At 73.8% G+C, this 19,666-nt stretch carries 17 protein-coding genes and 1 pseudogene; 8 read left to right on the plus strand and 10 right to left on the minus strand.

What is annotated here, in order from left to right; genetic code table 11:
- Positions 1 to 74: 74 nt before the first annotated feature.
- Together IEZ12_RS26670 and IEZ12_RS26675 are read right to left on the minus strand one after the other, a co-directional pair.
- On the minus strand, positions 75 to 1,241 hold the full coding sequence (locus tag IEZ12_RS26670; RefSeq protein WP_189275418.1) for a glycosyltransferase: 1,167 nt from the start codon (positions 1,239 to 1,241) through the stop codon (positions 75 to 77).
- A 206-nt stretch (positions 1,242 to 1,447) separates the two neighbouring features.
- Positions 1,448 to 2,587 (minus strand): annotated as a pseudogene (locus IEZ12_RS26675) (glycosyltransferase family 4 protein); the annotation flags it as partial.
- 344 nt (positions 2,588 to 2,931) lie between these two features.
- On the opposite strand from IEZ12_RS26675, the gene IEZ12_RS26680 reads away from it, so the two are divergent.
- Positions 2,932 to 5,769 carry a TIM-barrel domain-containing protein gene (locus IEZ12_RS26680; RefSeq protein WP_229848072.1) on the plus strand — a complete coding sequence of 946 codons (2,838 nt, stop codon included), beginning with the start codon at positions 2,932 to 2,934 and terminating at the stop codon, positions 5,767 to 5,769.
- A 301-nt stretch (positions 5,770 to 6,070) separates the two neighbouring features.
- Here IEZ12_RS26680 and IEZ12_RS26685 read toward each other — a convergent pair whose 3' ends face one another.
- Positions 6,071 to 6,493 (minus strand): avidin/streptavidin family protein, encoded by a 423-nt coding sequence (locus tag IEZ12_RS26685; RefSeq protein WP_100584499.1) that lies wholly within the window; start codon positions 6,491 to 6,493, stop codon positions 6,071 to 6,073.
- 275 nt (positions 6,494 to 6,768) lie between these two features.
- Here IEZ12_RS26685 and IEZ12_RS26690 point away from each other — a divergent pair, with 275 nt between their 5' ends.
- On the plus strand, positions 6,769 to 7,599 hold the full coding sequence (locus tag IEZ12_RS26690; protein ID WP_189275422.1) for a pentapeptide repeat-containing protein: 831 nt from the start codon (positions 6,769 to 6,771) through the stop codon (positions 7,597 to 7,599).
- 163 nt (positions 7,600 to 7,762) lie between these two features.
- Positions 7,763 to 7,999, plus strand: coding sequence for a hypothetical protein (locus IEZ12_RS26695; protein WP_043911723.1), 237 nt, complete (start codon positions 7,763 to 7,765; stop codon positions 7,997 to 7,999).
- 252 nt (positions 8,000 to 8,251) lie between these two features.
- Here IEZ12_RS26695 and IEZ12_RS26700 read toward each other — a convergent pair whose 3' ends face one another.
- The 3 genes from IEZ12_RS26700 to IEZ12_RS39185 form a co-directional block, all read right to left on the minus strand.
- Positions 8,252 to 8,824, minus strand: a complete 573-nt coding sequence (locus IEZ12_RS26700; protein WP_043911724.1) for a rhodanese-like domain-containing protein — start codon at positions 8,822 to 8,824, stop codon at positions 8,252 to 8,254.
- A 136-nt stretch (positions 8,825 to 8,960) separates the two neighbouring features.
- Positions 8,961 to 9,938: a sulfite exporter TauE/SafE family protein gene (locus IEZ12_RS26705; protein ID WP_189275424.1), complete on the minus strand. Its 978-nt coding sequence runs from the start codon at positions 9,936 to 9,938 to the stop codon at positions 8,961 to 8,963.
- Complete coding sequence (locus tag IEZ12_RS39185) at positions 9,935 to 10,312, minus strand: rhodanese-like domain-containing protein (protein WP_229848073.1); 378 nt, start codon at positions 10,310 to 10,312, stop codon at positions 9,935 to 9,937. The genes IEZ12_RS26705 and IEZ12_RS39185 overlap by 4 nt, the downstream gene beginning before the upstream one ends.
- Positions 10,313 to 10,638: 326 nt before the next feature.
- On the opposite strand from IEZ12_RS39185, the gene IEZ12_RS26715 reads away from it, so the two are divergent.
- Positions 10,639 to 12,009, plus strand: a complete 1,371-nt coding sequence (locus tag IEZ12_RS26715) for an MBL fold metallo-hydrolase (RefSeq protein ID WP_189275429.1) — start codon at positions 10,639 to 10,641, stop codon at positions 12,007 to 12,009.
- A 132-nt stretch (positions 12,010 to 12,141) separates the two neighbouring features.
- Positions 12,142 to 12,408: a metal-sensitive transcriptional regulator gene (locus tag IEZ12_RS26720; RefSeq protein WP_043911727.1), complete on the plus strand. Its 267-nt coding sequence runs from the start codon at positions 12,142 to 12,144 to the stop codon at positions 12,406 to 12,408.
- A 39-nt stretch (positions 12,409 to 12,447) separates the two neighbouring features.
- Here the strand turns inward: IEZ12_RS26720 and IEZ12_RS26725 are convergent, their stop codons facing one another.
- Complete coding sequence (locus IEZ12_RS26725; RefSeq protein WP_043911728.1) at positions 12,448 to 12,696, minus strand: hypothetical protein; 249 nt, start codon at positions 12,694 to 12,696, stop codon at positions 12,448 to 12,450.
- Between the two features lie 128 nt (positions 12,697 to 12,824).
- On the opposite strand from IEZ12_RS26725, the gene IEZ12_RS26730 reads away from it, so the two are divergent.
- On the plus strand, positions 12,825 to 14,489 hold the full coding sequence (locus IEZ12_RS26730) for a NaeI family type II restriction endonuclease (protein WP_189275431.1): 1,665 nt from the start codon (positions 12,825 to 12,827) through the stop codon (positions 14,487 to 14,489).
- 1 nt (position 14,490) lies between these two features.
- Here IEZ12_RS26730 and IEZ12_RS26735 read toward each other — a convergent pair whose 3' ends face one another.
- From IEZ12_RS26735 to IEZ12_RS26745, 3 genes are all read right to left on the minus strand, one after another.
- Positions 14,491 to 14,757, minus strand: coding sequence for a metal-sensitive transcriptional regulator (locus tag IEZ12_RS26735; RefSeq protein ID WP_100584489.1), 267 nt, complete (start codon positions 14,755 to 14,757; stop codon positions 14,491 to 14,493).
- 90 nt (positions 14,758 to 14,847) lie between these two features.
- Complete coding sequence (locus IEZ12_RS40165; RefSeq protein WP_189275432.1) at positions 14,848 to 15,732, minus strand: lysophospholipid acyltransferase family protein; 885 nt, start codon at positions 15,730 to 15,732, stop codon at positions 14,848 to 14,850.
- A complete protein-coding gene (locus tag IEZ12_RS26745; protein WP_189275434.1) occupies positions 15,729 to 16,589 on the minus strand; it encodes a GNAT family N-acetyltransferase in 861 nt (286 codons plus the stop codon). Before IEZ12_RS26745 ends, IEZ12_RS40165 begins: the two co-directional genes overlap by 4 nt.
- A gap of 346 nt (positions 16,590 to 16,935) precedes the next feature.
- Between IEZ12_RS26745 and mptB the strand changes: the two genes are divergently transcribed.
- Together mptB and IEZ12_RS26755 are read left to right on the plus strand one after the other, a co-directional pair.
- Positions 16,936 to 18,339, plus strand: a complete 1,404-nt coding sequence (mptB, locus tag IEZ12_RS26750) for a polyprenol phosphomannose-dependent alpha 1,6 mannosyltransferase MptB (protein WP_189275436.1) — start codon at positions 16,936 to 16,938, stop codon at positions 18,337 to 18,339.
- A complete protein-coding gene (locus tag IEZ12_RS26755; protein ID WP_189275438.1) occupies positions 18,333 to 19,598 on the plus strand; it encodes a glycosyltransferase 87 family protein in 1,266 nt (421 codons plus the stop codon). The genes mptB and IEZ12_RS26755 overlap by 7 nt, the downstream gene beginning before the upstream one ends.
- Positions 19,599 to 19,666: the final 68 nt, after the last annotated feature.

Genomic DNA, 19,666 nt, shown 5'->3' on the forward strand with positions numbered 1-19,666 from the left:
CGGAGGTGGGCCCGCTGCGCGCCGAGGCGCGGGCAGCGGACCCGAGGGCGGCGGAGGGGGTCGGGGACCGTCCGCTACGGGGTGCGGTGCCGGACGGCGGGCCCGGCGGCGGAGGGGAGTGGTGCATGGTGGGCGGCGAGGAAGGCGGTGACGGCGGCGTCCCAGCCGAACTCCTCGGCCCGGGCGCGGGCGGCGGCCCGCCGTTCGGCCTCGGGGCGGTCGAGCAACTGGCGTACCGCGTCGGCGAATCCGCTGCCGGTGTCGGTGGCGGCGAGGCCCGCCCGGCCGACCACCTGGGGGAGCGCGGAGGAGCGGCTCACCGCGACCGGGGTGCCGCAGGCCAGTGTTTCGAGCGCGGCCAGGCCGAAGGTCTCCACCGGGCCCGGCGCGATCACCGCGTCCGCCGTCGCCAACAGGGCTGCCACCTCGGCGCGTTCGGCCAGGTGGCCGAGGAAGGTCACGGGCAGCCGCAACTCGGCGGCCTGCCGCTCCAGCCGGTGGCGCAGCGGGCCCGTCCCGGCGACGGCCAGCACCGCCGGGACACGGTGGTGGCGCAGCTCCGCCAGCGCTTCGATCGCCCGCTCCGGCCGCTTCTCCCCCGACAGCCGCGAGCACATCACCAGCAGCACCTGCCCGGGATCGGCCAACCGCGCCCGCAGCTCGGGGTCGTGGCGGGCGGGGTGCATGGTCGTCAGGTCGACTCCCAGCGGGGCCTGGACGACGTTGCCCGCGCCGATCCGTTCGAACTCCTCGGCCGCCCACGCCGTCGTGCACAGCACCGTGTCATAGGCCTGCGCGGTACGGGAGTTGAGCCGGTCGGCGAGGCCGCGCGCGGTGTGCCCGGGCAGGCCCCAGGTGCCGAGCACGCCGGTGGCGCTCTCGTGCGAGACCATCATCGACCGCACCCCGTGCGCCTTCGCCCAGGCGCCCGTCCAACGCAGCGTGGTGCGGTCCGACACCTCCAGTCGGTCCGGGGCCAACTCGGCCAACACCGATGCCACTTGACGGCGGTCCCGGAGCACCCGGTAGCCGCCGCTGCCGGGCACCCGGGGCCCGGGCAGGGTGATGACCCGGCCCTGCTCGGTCCACTCGTCGCTGCGGCGCTCCCCGGGGACGACCAGCACCGGTCGGTGGCCCGCCGCCAGGTAGCCCGCGCCGAGGTGTCGGAGCGCGGTGCGCAGGCCGCCGGAGACCGGGGTGACGAAGTTCGCCACCCGGACGATTCGCAATTCTCCGTTCACGCCGGCTGCTCCTCGACCAGCTCGCCGGCGGGGGCGGCCGCGGCGGACGGAGCGGCCAGGGCGGCCGCGGCCTCGGGCTGGCGGGGCGTCGGTATCGGTGCTGCGGCCGCCGGCCCGTCCGCGGCGACCGAGGCCGGTGCGGGGGCGGCGGCGACGGAGTCGGAAAGCGCTTTCCGGTTGGTCGGGGAGGGCGCGGTGCCGGACCGGGTGCGGTGTTCGGCGAGGACGTCCTGGTAGTGCTGGACGAGCTGGTCGCCGACGGCCTCCCAGGTGCGGTCGGTGACGTCGGCGCGGCCGGCCGCGCCGTAGCGGGTGCGGAGGTCGGGAGCGGCCGCCAGCGCGGCGACGGCCCGGGCGACGGCCCCGGCGTCCCGGGGGGCGACCAGCAGGCCGGTGCGGTGGTGGCCGACCAGGTCGAGCGGGCCGCCGACGGCCGGCGCGACCACGGGGACGCCGCTGGCCATCGCCTCCTGGATGGTCTGGCAGAAGGTCTCCAGCGGGCCGGTGTGCACGAACACGTCCAACGAGGCGAAGCAGCGGGCGAGTTCGGCGCCCGTGCGGCGGCCGAGGAACACCGCGCCGGGCATCGCGGCCTTCAGCGCGGGGGCGCTCGGCCCGTCGCCGATCACCACCACCCGCACCCCGGGCAGTCGGGAGGCCTCGGCGAGCAGGTCGACCCGCTTCTCCGGGGCGAGCCGTCCGGCGTAGCCGACCAGCACCTCGCCGCCGGGGGCCAGGGAGCGGTGCAGCGACTCGTCCCGGTGGTCGGGGTGGAACCGCGCCGAGTCGACGCCGCGCGCCCAGATCCGGACGTTGCGCACGCCGTGCGCGGTCAGGTCCTGGGCGGCCGGGGTGGACGGGGCGAGGTTGCGCGCGGCGGAGCGGTGCACGGAGCGGATCCGCGCCCAGGCGAGCGCCGAGCCCAGCCCGCGGCCCATCCGGTACGCCTGCGCGTACCCGGCCAGGTCGGTCTGGTAGACGGCCACCGTCGGCAGGTCGAGGCGCTCGGTGAGCCTGGCCGCACGCGCGCCGAGGATGAACGGACTGGCGAGGTGCACCACGTCCGGCCGGTGGGCGGTCAGCGCGGCGGCCAGCCGGCGGCTGGGCAGCGCGATGCGCACCTGCGGGTAGCGGGGCAGCGGAACGGACGGAATGCGCACCACCGGCAGCGGTTCCCGGTCCGGGCCGAAGGACTGCGGCGGGCAGTGCGCGCCCCGGGCCGGCGCGGGCGTGATCACCAGTGGCTGGTGACCCCGCCGGACGAGGTGTTCGGCGGCCCGCAGCACGCTGTGGGCCACGCCGTTGACCTCGGGCGGGAAGGATTCGGTGACGATGGCGACTCGCATGCCAACGTTCTGGCCAAGCCGGGCATGCGCCCGGACAAAGGGATCTTTCGCGCAGGCGAACGTCTGCCGCCATTTCCGCACACCCGGGTGGCCCGATCGCTCGCCGCCGCGGCGATTCGCGCAAACGGTCTGCGCCGATTGCGCAAAACTGCGCAGAACACGGATTGAATGAACGCTTGACGCCATGCCGGGTTGCTGCTGCGATGTGTACCGCTCAACTCGCCGGATCGGCCCACCGTTCAACCACACGGCTCCGCAAGCGACTTGGCGCACCCCCACCCCTCCGTTCCGGCCCGGCGACGCACCGTCCACCGTCCGTCCCCGCTCGCTCAGGAGGAATCCCGATGCGTTCCGCCCCACGGACCCCGCTCTCCGGCCCAGGACGGCCACGAAGGCGCGGCGGCCCGGCCGGCGCCGGCCGACGCCCCACCGCGACCACGCTCGTGCTGCTGATGCTGGTGACACTGTTCGCCGTGTCCGGCCCGGCCACCGCCGCCCGCGCCACCACCGCCGGCAACGCCACCGCCGTCACGCGCTCCGGCGACACCTTCACCGTCGCCACGTCCGGCGGGGCCGCCGCCCGGATCCAGCTGGCCCGCGCCGACATCTTCCGGATCTGGCTCTCCCCGAACGGCGCGTTCACCAACGACCCGGCCGGCAGCGACCTCGCCGTCACCACCACTTTCGGCAGCGTCGGCGCCACCCTCTCCGACGCCGGAACGTACTGGCGCATCGACACCGCCGCGATCGCCCTGCGGATCAACAAGACCCCGCTCACCTTCGCGCTCTACCGCGCCGACAACACCACACTGCTCTGGGCCGAGTCCCAGCCCACCAGTTGGACCACCAGCCAGACCACCCAGTACCTGAACCGAGGCGCGGACGAGCAGTTCTACGGCACCGGCCTGCACCTGGGCGAGTGGGCGCTGCGCGACAAGACCGTGCCGGTCGCCGTCTCCAACCAGTGGACCGAGAACAGCAACGCCAGCCCCGCCCCGTTCTACCTGTCCACCAACGGCTACGGCGTGCTGCGCAACACCTGGGCCCCCGGCAGCTACAACTTCGGCGCGCCCACCCAACTCACCCACAACGAAAGCCGGTTCGACGCCTGGTACTTCGCCGGGAACTCGCTCAAGGACGTGCTGAACGCCTACACCGACGTCACCGGCAAACCCTTCCTCGCCCCCATCTGGGGACTCGAACTCGGCAACGCCGACTGCTTCAACGCCTCCAACCCCGCCTACACCGGCGACCACAACCGGCTGCGCCACCAGACCACGCCCGACGTGGTCGGCTACGCCACCGACGCCCGCGCCGCCGACATGCCCTCGGGTTGGTTCCTGCCCAACGACGGCTACGGCTGCGGCTACACCGACCTGCCCACGGCAGCCGCCGACCTGAACGATCGCGGCTTCCACACCGGCCTGTGGACCTCCACCGGCCTGAACAACATCAACTGGGAGGTGGGAACGGCCGGTTCACGCGCCGTCAAGACCGACGTGGCGTGGATCGGCGGCGGCTACAAGACCGCGTTCACCGGCGTCAACCAGGCCGTGGCCGGCATCGAGAACAACTCCGACGGCCGCCGCTTCGTGTGGACCGTGGACGGCTGGGCCGGCACCCAGCGCAACGCCGCGGTGTGGACCGGCGACACCCACGGCACCTGGGACGCCATGCGCTGGCACGTCCCGTCCATCGCGGGCGCAGGCCTGTCCGGCCTCAACTACGCGTCCGGGGACGTCGACGGCATCTACGACGGCAGCCCGAAGACGTACGTGCGCGACCTCCAGTGGAAGGCCTTCACGCCCGCGTTCATGACCATGTCCGGCTGGGGCGCCGTCAACCCGTCCACCGGCTACAACGACAAACAGCCCTGGCGGTTCGCCGACCCCTACCTGTCGATCAACCGCAAGTACCTGCAGCTGAAGATGCGGCTGATGCCGTACATGTACACCATGAGCCGGATCGCCACCGACACCGGCGTCCCCGCCACCCGCGCCATGGTGCTCGAATACCCCCAGGACCCGGTCGCCCGAGGCAATCTGACGAGCGGTCAGTTCATGGCGGGCGACTCGTTCCTGGTCGCCCCCGTGGTCAGCGACACCTCGGTGCGCGACGGCATCTACCTGCCCGCGGGCAACTGGACCGACTACTGGACCGGAAAGACCTATACCGGGCCGGGCTGGCTCAACGGCTACAGCGCGCCGCTCGACACCCTGCCGCTGTTCGTCAAGTCCGGTGCCGTCGTGCCGATGTGGCCGCAGATGAACTACACCGGCCAGAAGCCCGTCTCCACCCTCACCTACGACGTCTACCCGCGCGGGAACTCCACCTTCAGCCTCTACGAGGACGACGGCACCACCCGCGCCTACCAGGGCGGCGCCTACTCCCGCCAACGGGTCGACGTCACCGCGCCGAACGGCGGCACGGGCGACGTCACGCTCGCCGTGGCAGCCGCGAACGGCAGCTACGCCGGGCAACTCGCCGCCCGCGACTACGAGTTCACCGTGCACGCGGCCGGCGCGCCGAGCGGCGTCACGGTGGGGGCGTCCGCGCTGCCCGGGTTGGCCGGCAAGGCCGCCTACGACGCGGCGGGCGCCGGCTGGTACTTCGACGCCGCCGACCGCTCCGGCACGCTCTGGATCAAGGCCGGCAACCGCGCCGTCACCAGCGCCTTCACCGTCACCGCGACCGGCCTCACCCTGCCCACCGGCACGCCCGTCACCGCCAACGGCCCCATCCCGCAGGCGAATTGGAAGGTCGTCTCGGTCGACAGCCAGGAGACCGCCGCCGAGAACGGCGCCGCGACCAACGCCATCGACGGCAACAGCGCCACCATCTGGCACACCCAGTGGTCCACCACCGCCACCCCGCTGCCGCACGAGATCCGGCTCGACCTCGGCGCCCGCTACAGCGTCGACAGCCTCACCTGTCTGCCCCGCCAGGACGGCGGCGTCAACGGCCGGATCGGCGGCTACGAGATCTACGTCTCCGACAGCACCGGCAACTGGGGCACCCCCGTCGCCACCGGGACGTTCGCCGACACCGCCGCCGCCAAGACCGTCAACTTCACGCCGAAGAACGGACGTTACGTGCGCCTTCGAGCCCTGGGCGAAGCCGGGAACCGGGGCCCGTGGACCAGCGCCGCAGAGATCACCGCCACCGGAACGCCCGCTCCGTAGCCGCGGGCTCGTCCGCCCCGCGCCCGCCCCGACCCGCCACGCGGGAAGGGGCGGGCGCGAGGTCGTCCGGGGCGGGCCCGGCGGCCGCCCGCTGTCGCGGACCCGCGTGAGCAGGCGCCAGCGCACGGCAACCGGACCAATTCCCAAAGCTTGTAAGCACCATGGGCCCGATGACCACAAGGCGCGACCGCGCCGGCACGCCACCCGCTTCGGCCCGGGCTCGGACGACGGCCACCACCGCGGGTCGCGGCGCTGTACCGGCGGAGGGTGCTACCGCGGGCGCCGGCCCGGCCGGCCGTGCTCAGGGTTTCGGATGCGGCAGTGGGCGCGCCAGCCGCCGCACCTCCTCCAAACGGGCCGGATCGGGCTCCTGCCGAGTGAACAGGTCGTGCCCGACCACCGTCGACTCCCACTCGTCCGGGGCCTCCGCGGACCGCGTCAACAGCCAGGCGGCCGAGATCCACTCCGCCCCGTTCTGCTGGTACTGGCCGCTCCACGAGGTCACCGAGCCGGCGTCGCCGCTGTCGTTGTGCCACGCCACCGTCCAGCCCACCGCCGTCCCGTGCCCGGGCTGCGCCGGTGCCACCAGGCGCCCCACCAGCGGATACGCGCCGCTCGCCCGGCCCGTCGCCGAGACGTACGCCCCGGTCAGCGACCCGTCCGGACCCGCCACCAACCGCATGTGCGAACCCAGTTCGCTGTACCAGTCGCCGGTGATGCCCACGCTGCTCCTCCCGCCGTCCTGCCGGCCGCCACCGCGTCCGGCCCGGACGCGCCAGCCACCACTGTGCCGCCCCCGGCCGCCCGGGCGGCGGCGACGCGCGGACGTCGCCCGACGGATGACCCGAGCTGCGGACGCCCTGGCACCGGCGCGTCCCCGGGAAGGGGCCTCGCGGCTTGGAGTGCCCCGGGACGGGGCACCCCCGCGACCGGGGACAATGGTGCCCGGACGGAACCGACCCGGGCCCGTCGCCCCCGCGCCGCAGGAGACCCCGCACCGTGACCGACCAGCAGCACCCCACCCCGACCGGCCGTCGCCTCGACCTGCTCGCCGACTGCTCCTCCTGCTTCGGGCTGTGCTGCGTCGCCCTGCCCTTCGCGAAGTCCGCGGACTTCGCGGCCAACAAGAACGCCGGCACCCCGTGCCGCAACCTCGACGCCGACTACCGGTGCGGGATCCACGTCAAGCTGCGCGACCGCGGCTACCAGGGCTGCACCGTCTTCGACTGCCTCGGCGCCGGCCAGAAGATCTCGCAGCACACCTTCGACGGGCGCAGCTGGCGGGACGACCCGGACGCCGCCCGACAGATGTTCGAAGCGTTTCCGGTGATGCGTCAACTCCACGAACTGCTCTGGTACTTGACCGAGGCGATGGAGCTCCCGCGGGCCCGTCCGGTGCACGCGGAACTCCGCCGCGCGAGCGACGCGATCGACGAGCTGACCCGCCGGGACGCCGCCGCCCTGGTCGCCGCCGACGTCCCCGCGATCCGCGCCGAGACCAGCGAACTCCTGCTGAGGGCAAGTGAGTTGACCAGAAACGCGCTGCCCGGAAAGAAGCGCAACCACCGTGGCGCGGACCTGATCGGGGCCCGGCTGAAGGGCGCCGACCTGCGCGGAGCGAACCTGCGCGGCGCCTACCTGATCGCCGCCGACCTGTCCGGGGCCGACCTGCGCAGCGCCGACCTGATCGGCGCGGACCTGCGCGACGCCGATCTGCGCGGCGCGGACCTGACCGACGCGCTGTTCCTGACGCAGTCCCAACTCAACGCCGCCAAGGGCGACTCCACCACCCGCATCGGCACCGGACTGGCCCGGCCCGCGCACTGGTGACGCCGGGCCCGGCCCGGTCCGGGCCGCGGGTGGACGGGCGTGGCGGGTCGCAGGGGGCGCGAGGGGCGCGCGGGTACCCCGGAAACGGGATTAATGGACTGCGCCCCGTGCGATGCGCGCGTATGGTCATGACCTCCCCGACGCGAGAGGAGGATCATCCGCGATGGGACTGTTCAAAGACGCCCCGCCCACTGCACATCCGGAGTTCACCAACCTACGGTTCATGGCCGCCGGTACGCCCTCGTGGTGGAAACGCAACCGCCACAAGGTGGTCGGCATCGTCGGCCTGCTGATCGGATTCTGGCTGGCCGGACACCACGACACCGCAGCACCTGCCACACCGGCGGCACCCGCGGCGCCCACCGCACCCGCCGGCTCCTGCACCCCGACCGGGCACTGACCGCCGAGGGTTGACCGTGGGGCGCTGACCACCAAGCGTTGACCGCCCGGCCCAGATCGCAGGGCGCGCCGACTGCCGGACGGCACCGGCGAGTCGAGGTCCGGTGCCAACGACCGATGTACGCGTAGGCCCTCGGTGCCGACGTCCCGTCACGACGACGGGCGGCACCGAGGGCCGAGTTCACTCACCGCCGGGCGAACCCGGGTCCGGGTCGGAGGCCGGGCGGCGCTTCGACGGCAGCCGATTCAGGAGTCACTTGCCGCCGTGCAGCTCGGCGAGCGTCGCCTCGAACGCGGCGCCGGAGTTGCGCGGACGGTTGTACGGCAGCTTGCCCAGCATCGCGCCCATCGCGCAGGTGTTGGTGGCCGCCGAGAACAGCAGGCCGAAGCCGACCGCGGCCGACACCCAGCGCACGCCGGGCACGGCCACGTCGACGACGACACCGGCCAGCACCAGCGAGCCCGCGACCATGCGGACCTGGCGGTCCATGGCCCAGCGGACCTTCTGGCCCGGCACCTTGTTCAGCTGGTGGCCGCCGGCCGCCCAGGCGGCGGTGCCGCCGGAGATCAGCAGGGCCGAGATGCCGGCGGCGGACAGCTGCTCGCAGGCGTTGCCGGCCCGGGCGCCCGAGGCGCAGGTGATCGCCAGCTCGCCGCGCGCGGCGGCGGCCCGCAGCGCGGGCAGCGCCTGGGACAGCTGGTCCAGCGGCACGTTGTGGGCGCCGGGAATGTGGCCGCCGGCGAACTCGCCGGGCGACCGCACGTCGATGACGGTCAGCTGCTGAAGCCTGGGCTGGAGCTGGTCGACGGTCAGGGGCGTGGTCATGGAGTGTGGGGCCTTTCGGGCAGGAGTGCCCCGGCAAGCGGTTGCCGCCGGGCGGGAGAGTGGAGCGTAGTGCGCAGGCGGGGCTGCGCGGGGCAGGTGGCGCGCTGCGCCTGCCGCAGGGCTGTGGACCCGGCGGTCAGAACACCGCGTCCACCAGCATCAGGGCGGCCACCGCCAGCAGGGCCGTGGCGAAGATCCGCTGCAGGGTGCGTCCCGACAGCTTCGACGCCAGCCGCTTGCCGTCCCACGCGCCGAGGACAGCGGCGGCCGCGAACGGGCCGACCACGGACCACGGGATGTCGGCGGCGCCGCCGAGCCGGGGCAGCAGTGCGGACAGCGAGTTGAGCACGATCACCAGCAGGCTGGTGCCGATCGCCTCGGCCATCGGGAACGCCAGGAACGACACCAGCGCGGGTACGGCGAGGAACCCGCCGCCGACTCCCAGCACACCGGTCGCCGCGCCCAGCCCCGCGCCCGCCAGCGCGGAGCGCCGCGCGGACGCCGGAGCGGGCGAGGCGTCGTCGAGGTCCGTGGCGGTGGCGGCACCGGGGTGCTCGGAGGGCGACGGGAAAGCGTTTTCCGTCTGCGGTTCCGCGACCCGGACCGCACCCGGCACGCCGTCGGCGGTCGCCTGCGCCGCGGCACCCGTCCCGCCGTGGGACAGCTGCACCTGCGCCGACGCCCCGGCGGGCACGGGCGCCGCCTGCTGCGCGGGGATCGGAGCCGATCCCGCGACCCGGCGGCTGCGCGACGCGCGGCCGGAGGACAGCATCCGCCAGGCGGCCAGGCCGGCGAGCAGCGCGAACGCGGCGGTCAGCGCCGGGCCGGGCAGGTGGCGGGAGAGCGCGCCGCCGAGCGCGGCGAACGGAAGTCCGGCGGCGCCGAACAGCAGCCCGCTGCGCCAGCGGACGCGGCCGGCTCGGGCGTGCGCGACCAGTCCGGTGAGGGAGGTCACGGCGACGATCAGCAGGCTGGCGGTGGTCGCGGTGCCGGGGGTGAGGCCGAGCAGGTAGATCAGCGCGGGGACGGCCAGCATGCTGCCGCCGCCGCCGAGTCCGCCGAGGGCCAGCCCGACCACCGCGCCGGCGATCAGGGCGAGGAGGACGGCGGTCATATCGCGGCGCCGCAGGAACACCCGCCCTGGTGCGACGGAAGACCCGCCTGCAGCCAGGCGCGCATCCCGCCCACCACGTTGACCGTCCGCACGCCGCGCGCGTTCAGCACATCGGTGGCCACCTGCGAACGGTTCCCGGAGCGGCACAGCGCCAGGACCAGCGGGCCGTCGCCGCCCGGGCCGGTGCGGCCCTCGGGGACGACGAAACCGTCCAGGCTGCCGAGCGGGAGGAGGACCGCGTCGGGCGCGTGCACCTCCGCGTACTCCGCGGGCTCGCGGACGTCGAGCAGCAGCGCCTCGCCGGCGGCGGCCAGGCGGTGCGCCTCGGCGGGGTCGATCTGCGCGGGAGCGGGCGGCTGGTGGGACGTGGCCACGGGGTCCTCCTGGGCGGTGGTGAGGGTGGTGCGGTTCGGGGGTCGTGCGAGGTCCGGCGGTACCTCGGGGCGGCGAGCCGCTCCGAGAAAGATACCGGAGGGGGTATATCGTTGGAGTCGAGCATATACCCCCACCGGTATCTCCCGGGATCCGCTACAGTCGAGAACTGCCTGCAATAATACCCATGGGGGTATCGGCGGGCCCGGGTGTGGGGCGTATCGGCCCTGTACCCGCATGCGGATCCGCGCCCGTACTCGAAAGCCGTACCCGCGCCCGCACCTCCACCCTCCAGCCGTGACCGGCCGACGCAGAGATGAGGACATCCGTGTTCTTCGCCCAGTACTACCTCGACTGCCTCTCCCAGGCCTCGTACCTGATCGCGGACGAGACCACCGGCCGTGCCGTGGTGGTCGACCCGCGCCGCGACGTGGACGAGTACCTGGCCGAGGCCGAAGCGCGCGGCTTCACGGTCGAGGGCGTCATCAACACCCACTTCCACGCCGACTTCCTCTCCGGCCACCTCGAACTCGCCGCCCGCACCGGCGCCTGGATCGGCTACGGCCGCCGCGCCGAGACCGAGTTCCCCGTCCGCAAGCTCGCCGAGGGCGAGCGGATCAGCCTCGGCACGGTGGAGCTGGAGATCCTGGAGACGCCCGGCCACACCCCCGAGTCGATCAGCGTGCTGGTGCGCGAGCGCGCCGAGGACGCCGTCCCGTACGGCGTGCTCACCGGCGACGCCCTGTTCATCGGCGACGTCGGCCGCCCCGACCTGCTCGCCTCCGCCGGCGTCACCGCCGACGAGCTCGGCCGGATGCTGTACGACAGCGTCCAGCACAAGCTGATGGCACTGCCCGACGAGGTCCGGGTCTACCCCGCGCACGGCGCCGGCTCCGCCTGCGGAAAGAACCTGTCCACCGAGCTCCAGTCCACCATCGGGCAGCAGCGCGCCACCAACTACGCCTGCGCGCCGATGACCGAGGGCGAGTTCGTCGCCATCGTCACCGCCGGCCAGCCCGCCGCCCCCGGCTACTTCGGCTACGACGCCGACCTCAACCGCCGCGAGCGCGAGCTGTTCGACGCCGCCGCGCTCGCCACCCCGCTGGACGCCGAGACCTTCCTCGCCCGCCGCGCCGAGGGCGCCGTCGTGGTCGACGCCCGCGACCCGCTCGACTTCGCCGCCGGCCACCTGGCCGGGGCCATCAACGTCCCCGCCGACGGGCGCTTCGCCGAGCAGTCCGGCACCGTCCTGGACCCGAGCTGGCAGCTGCTGGTGGTCGCCCCCGAGGGCCGCGAGCAGGAGACCGTCACCCGCCTCGCCCGGATCGGCTTCGACCGGGTCGCCGGCCACCTCGCCGACCCCGAGACGACGTTCCGCACGGTGCCCGAGCAGATGCGCCAGGCCGCCCGCCGTACCGTCGCCGACCTGCGCGACGAACTCGCGGGCAGCGAGCCGCCGTTGGTGATCGACGTGCGCGGCGGAGCGGAGCGCGAGGGCGGGCTGATCCCCGGCTCGGCGCACATCCCGCTGGCCGAGCTCCCCAAGCGCCTCGCCGAGATACCGCAGGACCGCGCCGTCGTCGTGCACTGCGCCGGCGGCCACCGCTCGTCCATCGCCGCCAGCCTGCTGCGCCACCACGGCCACCCGCAGACCTCCGACCTGCTCGGCGGCTACGGCGCGTGGGAATCCGCAGCCTGACCAGCCATGACCGCACCACCCCGACCGGTGGGCGGGAATTCCCCGCCCACCGCCCCGGTTGATACCGGCGGGGGTATGACCGGCCCCGCTCGGCACCCGCCGGAGCAAGGCCCAGCACGAGGAGGAGACCCGATGCAGGTGGACGAGGCGGCCGTCGGCGCCGTACTGAACCGGCTGCGCCGAGCCCAGGGCCAACTGGCCGGCGTCATCGCCATGATCGAAGCCGGTCGCGACTGCAAGGACGTCGTCACCCAGCTCGCCGCCGTCTCCCGCGCCCTCGACCGGGCCGGCTTCAAGATCGTCGCCAGCGGCATGCGCCAGTGCATGGCCGAGGCGGAGGAGGGCGGCGCGCCGATGAGCGAGGCGGAGCTGGAGAAGCTCTTCCTCACGCTCGCCTGAGCGAGGCACTCAACAAGGCCCTCATGGGGCTCACGGGGCTCACGGGGCCGGGTCGTTCGTCGGCGCGGCCCCGCGAGTCCACCACAGGCGCCACCACTCCAGCCGGTCCGCCGATTCCTGCGGGAACACCAGGTGGAGGGCGGCCACCAGCAGCGCCGTGCCCTGACAGGCGAGAATCGCCCACCAGGGCGCACCGGCCACCACACCCAGCCCGGTCGACCCGCCGACCACCCCGATCCCGGTGGCCGCGCGGGCGAGAGACGGCTGGGGCGACGGACGTCGCGGCATAGAATTTCCCCTCCAGAGTCAGTCGGTGATCCACCGCCTGGATCATTGCGGGCGGCCGAGCGTTGCCGCACGCGCACACCGTTGCGAGTTGCCCGCAACGGTGCGCCCGACCGGTGGGGGAGTGTGCGGTGGAGCGGGACGGCAGCCAACCCGAGATCGTGGTCGGCGAGTTGGTGCGGCAGTACGAAGGGCCGCGCGCGATGGTCTTCCAGAAGGACCTCGACCGGGCCGCCGTGGGCGAGGAGCGCTACCAACTCGCCCTCGCACTACGCGAATTGGCCCAGCGCCTCGGCATCTCGCTGACCCGCTACGCGGCCCGGGTGACCTGGGACCGCTCCTCACTGTCACGCTTCTTCAGCGGAATCGCGGTCCCGCCCGCCGACTTCGTCGAGCAACTGATCGCCGACGGCGACCGCGCGCTCGGGGCCGAACTGACCCCCGCCGTGTGCGAATTGGTCCGCGGCCTGCACCGGACGGCCCTCACCGTCGCCAACCCCAAGGGCGCCCAGCTGCAGCGCCTGCGCGACGAACTCGCCGACGCGGAACGGCAGAACGGGCTGCTCCAGCAGGAGCAGCGACTCCTGCGCGACATGGTCATCGCGGCGAAGCAGCAGATCGAGGACCGGGACGCCAAGATCCGCGCCGTGGAAGCCTCCGCCACCGCCGACCGGATCACCCACCGCGCCGAGCTCGCCCAACGGTCGGAGAGCTTCGAGACCCTGCGCGAGGAACGCGATCGGCTTCGCGCAGTGCTGGAGAAGCTGAGAGGTGAGCTGGCGGACACCGAATCGCGTGCGGCCAAGGCCGAGCGGCGCTGTGTCGAACTGGAGAACCGGCTGGAGGCGGCCGAGGAGGGGGCAGGTGACGAGCCGGACGGACGACTGCTGCGTGCCGACGCGGCAGCGACCGCCGCAGCTTCCGCTCCGTACCACGGCGACGACGTGGACCTGCGCGATGTCATCACCGAGCTCCAGCGGCGTGACCTGTTGGGCAGACGAGTCGTGGGCGCCGTCACGCGCGCCATGGACCAAGTGGTCGACGCGGCACGGACGGGGCGAGTCCGACTCGACCAGCTTCCCGCCGTTGAGCTCGCCTCGCTGACGGCGATCGTGGCGAACCACCTCCAGTACGTGTTGCGGCTTTCGGACGAGCAGTCCTCGGGACTCGTCGTCGCCGGTCGGCAGGTGCGCTTTCGATTCGCCCTGACTCCGGCATGGGCTGTCGCGCCCGAAGAATCGGACGACCTCTTCCTGCTGGTCGAGGTCAACGAAGCGGGCGGTTGGTGGCGGATCGGGGTGGCGCGCGCCACTCCTCAGAACCTGGCCGGCCCGTCGGAGATCCATTGGCTGCACCACCGGGTCGAGCTGGAGCCGAACGTCCTGGGCTTCATGACGGCGGAGGAACGTCGCTCGATCACCGCCGCAGGTCTGCCCAATGACCAGCTGGGCCAGCTGTTTCGCATGGTTCAACTCCGGCCGATCGACCGACGGACAGTGCAGGCGATCGCCCGTACAGAGTCCGTTGTGAGTCGAGCGCTCGGGGCCGCTGCCCGACTCGCGGCGGAAGGGATCATCGTGCTGACCCCTTACAGCGAGCGTTGCCAAGAGATCGCAGCCGAGCTCGGTCTCCCGGTGCCGCGGCGTAACTCTCGCAACTACCTCGCCGCCCGACTGGTGCATCTGCGCCCCGACCACGGCTCGGTTCCGTCGGTGGAACTGGCGGGGGAGCGGTGGTGCGTTGCCCGGCCGGAGGATGCCGTGGAGGCACTTCCACCGGGCCACCAGCTCCGGTGACCTACGCCAGGGTGAGGAACAGCTTCTCCAGCTCCGCCTCGGTCATCGGCGGCGTGTTCTCGTCCGTGGACGCGAGGCACTGCCGCATGCCGCTCGCCAGGATCTTGAAGCCGGCGCGGTCGAGGGCGCGTGAGACTGCGGCGAGTTGGGTGACCACGTCCTTGCAGTCTCGGCCGGCCTCGATCATCGCGATCACACCGGTCAGTTGGCCCTGGGCTCGGCGCAGTCGGTTCAGCACCGCGCCGACGGCCTCCTCGTCCACCTGCATGGAGCACTCCTCGCCTTCTCAGAACTCGCCCGATCATACGGGAGCCGTACGGTCGTACCTGCCGTCGCCGTCGCGCGTGGGCCGCCGGGGTCAGTGCGCGGCGTCCACCCGGGGCCGCGGAACCTCCCGGCGGTCGGGGACGCGGACCGGCGGCTCCGACGGATGGGCGAGCCGGTCCAGGTGGCGGCCCCGCTCCACCACCCGCTGGGCGGCGGCCGCCAGGTGGCGCCGGCCCGGGAAAAGCACGGGCGGCAGCTGCGGCAGGAACTCGACCTCGCCGACCAGGCCGCGCACTGACACCACCCGCCACAGCGACGGCAGCAGCCCGTCCTCGCCGACGAACGCGGGCACGGTGCTCGGGCCGTCCGCCGTCCGGTAGCGCAGCGTCACCGGCTGGACGGGGACGTCGGCGCGCACCGCCGCCTCGAACAGCGCGGGGCGGAACCGGCCGCCGCCGCGCCCGCACCAGGTGCTGCCCTCGGGGAAGACGACCACCCGCTCGCCGCGGCGCAGCGCCGTCGCGATCTGCTCGACCGTCCCGGGCAGGGCCCGCAGGCGGTCCCGGTCGATGAAGATGGTGCCGCCCCAGGCCGTGAGCGGGCCGAGCAGCGGCCAGCGGCCGACCTCGGTCTTGGCCAGCATGCGGCCGGGGCGGACGGCGGAGACCAGCAGGATGTCCAGCCACGAGATGTGGTTGGCCACCACCAGCGAGCCGCCGACCTCCTTGCCCGGCACGGCGATCGGCCGCACCCGCACCCCGAGTGCGGCCAGCAGCAGCCACGCCCAGCAGCGCACCAGCCGCTCGGTCGGCAGCCACCGCAGCGTCCGTACCACGGGCACCGCCGCGACGCCCGCGAGCAGCACCGCCAGACAGCCGGCCACCCGCAGCACCCGGCGCGCCACACCCGCCCGCGGCCCGGCGACCGTCACGCAGCCATCGGGCGTGCACGGCGCGGCCGGCAGCCAGACACTCATGCCGCCGTCGCCGCCTCGTCCGAAGTGCCCTCCACGTGACGGGAGTTGATGGCGGAGATCGGCAGGTCCGCCCCCGCGGCCAGGAAGTGCCGCAGGTAGCGCGGGTCGGTGCGCTCCAGCGACAGCAGCACGTACAGGTCCGCCACGTTGAAGTCCGGGTCGTACGCGGGCTCCCCGCACACCCACGCGCCGAGGCGCAGGTAGCCGCGCAGCAGCGCGGGGATCGGCGTCCGCCCCTGCCGGGCCACCCCGTCCGCCGACCACGGGCGCAGCGGCGTGACCCGGTAGTCCTTCGGCGCAAGGTACTTGGCGGACACCGCGTCCCACACCCCGGCCGCGGTCGCGCCGCCGTCGGACAGCGGGACCGAGCAGCAGCCGGCCAGCCACGCGTTGCCGGTGGCCGTCATGTAGCGGGCGATGCCGCCCCACATCAGGTTGATGACCGCGCCGTTGCCCCGGTGCGCCTCGGCAATGCAGGACCGGCCGACCTCCACCATGCCGTCCCGCAGCCTGCCGAGCCGGGCCAGGTCGAACTCGGTGTCCGAGTACAACCGGCCCGCCCGGCGCGCCTGTTCGGGCCGCAGCAGCCGGTACGTGCCGACCACCTCGCCGCTCTGCTGCTCGCGCACCAGCAGGTGGTCGCAGTATTCGTCGAACGGGTCCGCGTCCAGGCCGGGCAGCGGCGAGTTCAGCACCGCCCCCATCTCCTGCACGAACACCTGGTAGCGCAACCGCTGCGCGGCCCGCACCTCCTCAGCGGTCCGTGCGAACGCCAGCTGGTACGAGGGCTGTTGGTCGGCCGCGGTGGGCACCGGGGCCGAGGACGACAGGACGGGGCGAGCAGGAGCGGTGGTCATGGCGGACTCTCCGGGGTCTCGGGGCGCGATACGGTGGCGGCGAACAGCACGGGACGACACGCGACGACACTGCGCCCGCACCCGGCCCACCGGTCGGGCGGAGCCGGTCACGAGCGGCATGGGTATGTCTCCCCGACTCGCCTGGCCCTCAGGTGGACACCCGAGGGAGACCAGATGTGCACATGCTGAATGGCCGGTTCGCCAAGCGGAGTACGGCAGTTCGCAGCCCGCCGACGGTGGTCCGGATGCCCGGCCCCGGGTCCGCCCCGATTCGGACGCCCCGTGGTCACCAGCCGGACGCGGGCCCGTCGCCCGGCCGCCACACCGCTCTGCCAGCGTTCCCGGCATGCCGAACACGGGCGCGAACGCCTACCCGAGCCGGTACCGGTGGCTCGGACTCCTGGGATCGCTCGCCCTGGCCGCCGGCGCCCTCACCGCAGGCGCCCGCCCCGCCGCCGACACCGGGCCCACCCTGCGGGCCTCCGGCGGCGCCGGCACCGTCCTGGTCTTCGCCGGCCTCGCCGTCCTCACCGCCGCCTGGCTGCTCCTCGGGCGGCCCGCCGACGGCCAACGCCCGCCCGGCACCCGCTGGTTGACCACCACCCTGGCCTGGTGGGCCGCCCCGCTGCTGCTCGTGCCGCCGCTGTTCAGCCGCGACGTCTACAGCTACCTCGCCCAAGGCGCCATGCTCGCCCACGGGTTGGACGTCTACGCGCACGGACCCGCCGACCTCGGCGGGCCGGCCGCAGCCCAGATACCGCAGGTCTGGCAGCACACCCCCGCCCCCTACGGCCCCGCCTTCCTGCTGCTGACCCGCGCCACCGCGCCGCTCGCCGAACACCCCTGGGCCGGCACGATCGTCCTGCGCCTGACCGCCGTTCTCGCGGTCGCCGCACTGGCCGCCCTGCTGCCCGCCCTCGCCCGCACGCTCGGCATCGACCCTGCCGCCGCGCTGCGGCTGGGCGCGCTCAACCCGCTGGTGCTGCTCCACCTGATCGCCGGCGCGCACAACGACGCCCTGGCGTTCGCCCTCCTCCTCGGCGGACTGCTCGCCGCCACCCGGCGACAGGTCCTGCCCGCCGCGGCGCTGGTCGCGCTCGCCGCCCTGGTGAAGGCCCCGGCCGCGCTCGCCCTGCCCGTGGTGTGCCTGCTCGCCTCGGCCGACCGCGCCTGGCGTCCCCAACTGCGCACCGCCGCCCAGGCAGTGGCGGCCGCCACCGTCACGGTGCTCGTCGTCACCGCCGCCGCCGGCACCGGCTACGGCTGGATCGACGCCCTCACCACCCCCGCCACCAGCACCAGTTGGTCACCCAGCACCAGCCTCGGCCGACTGGCGGCCGACCTCACCGACGCCGCACCGGACGTCGCCGTCACCGCCGCCCGCCTGATCGGACTGGCGCTCGCGGCCGTGGCAACCGCCCTGCTCGTGCGACGAGTTGTCCGCCGGGAGAGCGAACCGATGGCCGCGCTGGCCCTCGCCCTCACCGCCCTGATCGTCCTCGGACCGGCCTTCCGACCTTGGTACGCCCTGTGGGCGGTGCTCCCCGCCGCACTCGCCGTCCGCACCCCGGCCGTCCGCCGGGTCGCCGAACTCGGCTGCGCCGTCCTGGCGTTCATCGTGATGCCGGACGGCTTCAGTCCCGACGGCGCGGAACTGGTGCTCGCCGTGGGCGGATTCGCGATCGGTGCCGCAGTCGTGCTGATGGCGGAACGCGGAACACCGCTCCACGAAAGGCAGTTGGCGTGCTGAGCCGAGGCACCACCACGGCCCGGGCCGCGATCCTCGCCGCCGCCGTGCTCGTCACCATCTTCGTCCTGGCGGTCATCCCCGGCCACCGCGGCTGGTTCGACATCGGCGTGTACTACGGTACCGTGCGGCACTGGCTCGACACCGGACAGCTCTACGACTACGTCCGCCCCGGCACCGTCTACGGGTTCACCTACCCGCCGTTCGCCGCGGTCTGCATGCTGCCGATGCGCCTGTTCGGCTGGCACCCTGCGATAGCGGTCGGCGTCGCGCTGTCCGCCGTCGCCACCGCGCTGCTGCTGTACTGGCTGATCGACCCGATCGCCCGCCGGCGCGGCTGGTGCCGCTGGTACACGTTCGGGCTGGCCGCCTGCCTGTGCGCCCTTACCAACCCCGTGCGGGACACCTTCAGCTTCGGCCAGGTCAACCTGCTGTTGGTCGCCCTGGTCCTCGGCGACCGGCAACTGGCCGACAGCCGCTGGAAGTTCCTCGCCGGAGTCGGCACCGGACTGGCCGCCGCGATCAAACTCACCCCCGCGCTGTTCATCGTCCACCTGGTGATCACCCGTCAGTGGCGCGCCGCCGCGACCGCCACCGCCACCACGCTGGGCGCCACCGGAATCGGCTTCCTGATCGGCCCCGAGGTCTCCCGCCAGTTCTGGACCACCACACTCTGGGACACGGACCGGGTCGGCGGCTTCGCCAACATGTCGAACCAGTCCCTGCAAGGACTCATCGCCCGCCTCGGACCCCAACTCCCCGGCCGCGTCCTGTGGGTGGCCGCCTCGCTCGCCGTCCTCGCCATCTGGGCCCACCGCCTGCGCCGCGCCGCCCGGGCCCGCGACACCCTCGCCGCCTACAGCCTCACCGGCCTCGCCTGCTGCCTGGTCAGCCCGATCACCTGGGTGCACCACCTGGTGTGGGCCCTGCCCGCCCTCGTCGTCCTCGCCGACGCCGCCCTGCGCGACCGCCGCCGCGACCTGCTCGCCGTCAGCTGGCTGCTCCAACTGGTCATCTCCAGCGGCATGGTGTGGCTCTGGCACCCCGACGGACGCACCCCCGGCACCCTGTTCGGCGGCAGCGCCTACGTCCTGCTGACCTTCGCCCTGCTGGTCGCCATGCCGATCCGGCGCCATCCCGACGACCACCCGGATCCCACCGTACCCCTGCCTCCCTGGCACCACACCGCCGGAACGGACCCCGACACCGCCGCCGACCCCCGCTCCGGCCGGCCCCGCAAACGCCCGGCCGCCGTCGGCTGAACCCTCTGCGGGTGGACGGAAGCACAGCCGGCGCGGCGGACCGGGCCTGCGCGGACATGCGATGGACC

Source organism: Kitasatospora griseola, assembly GCF_014648555.1.
GTDB classification, from domain to species: Bacteria; Actinomycetota; Actinomycetes; order Streptomycetales; family Streptomycetaceae; genus Kitasatospora; species Kitasatospora griseola.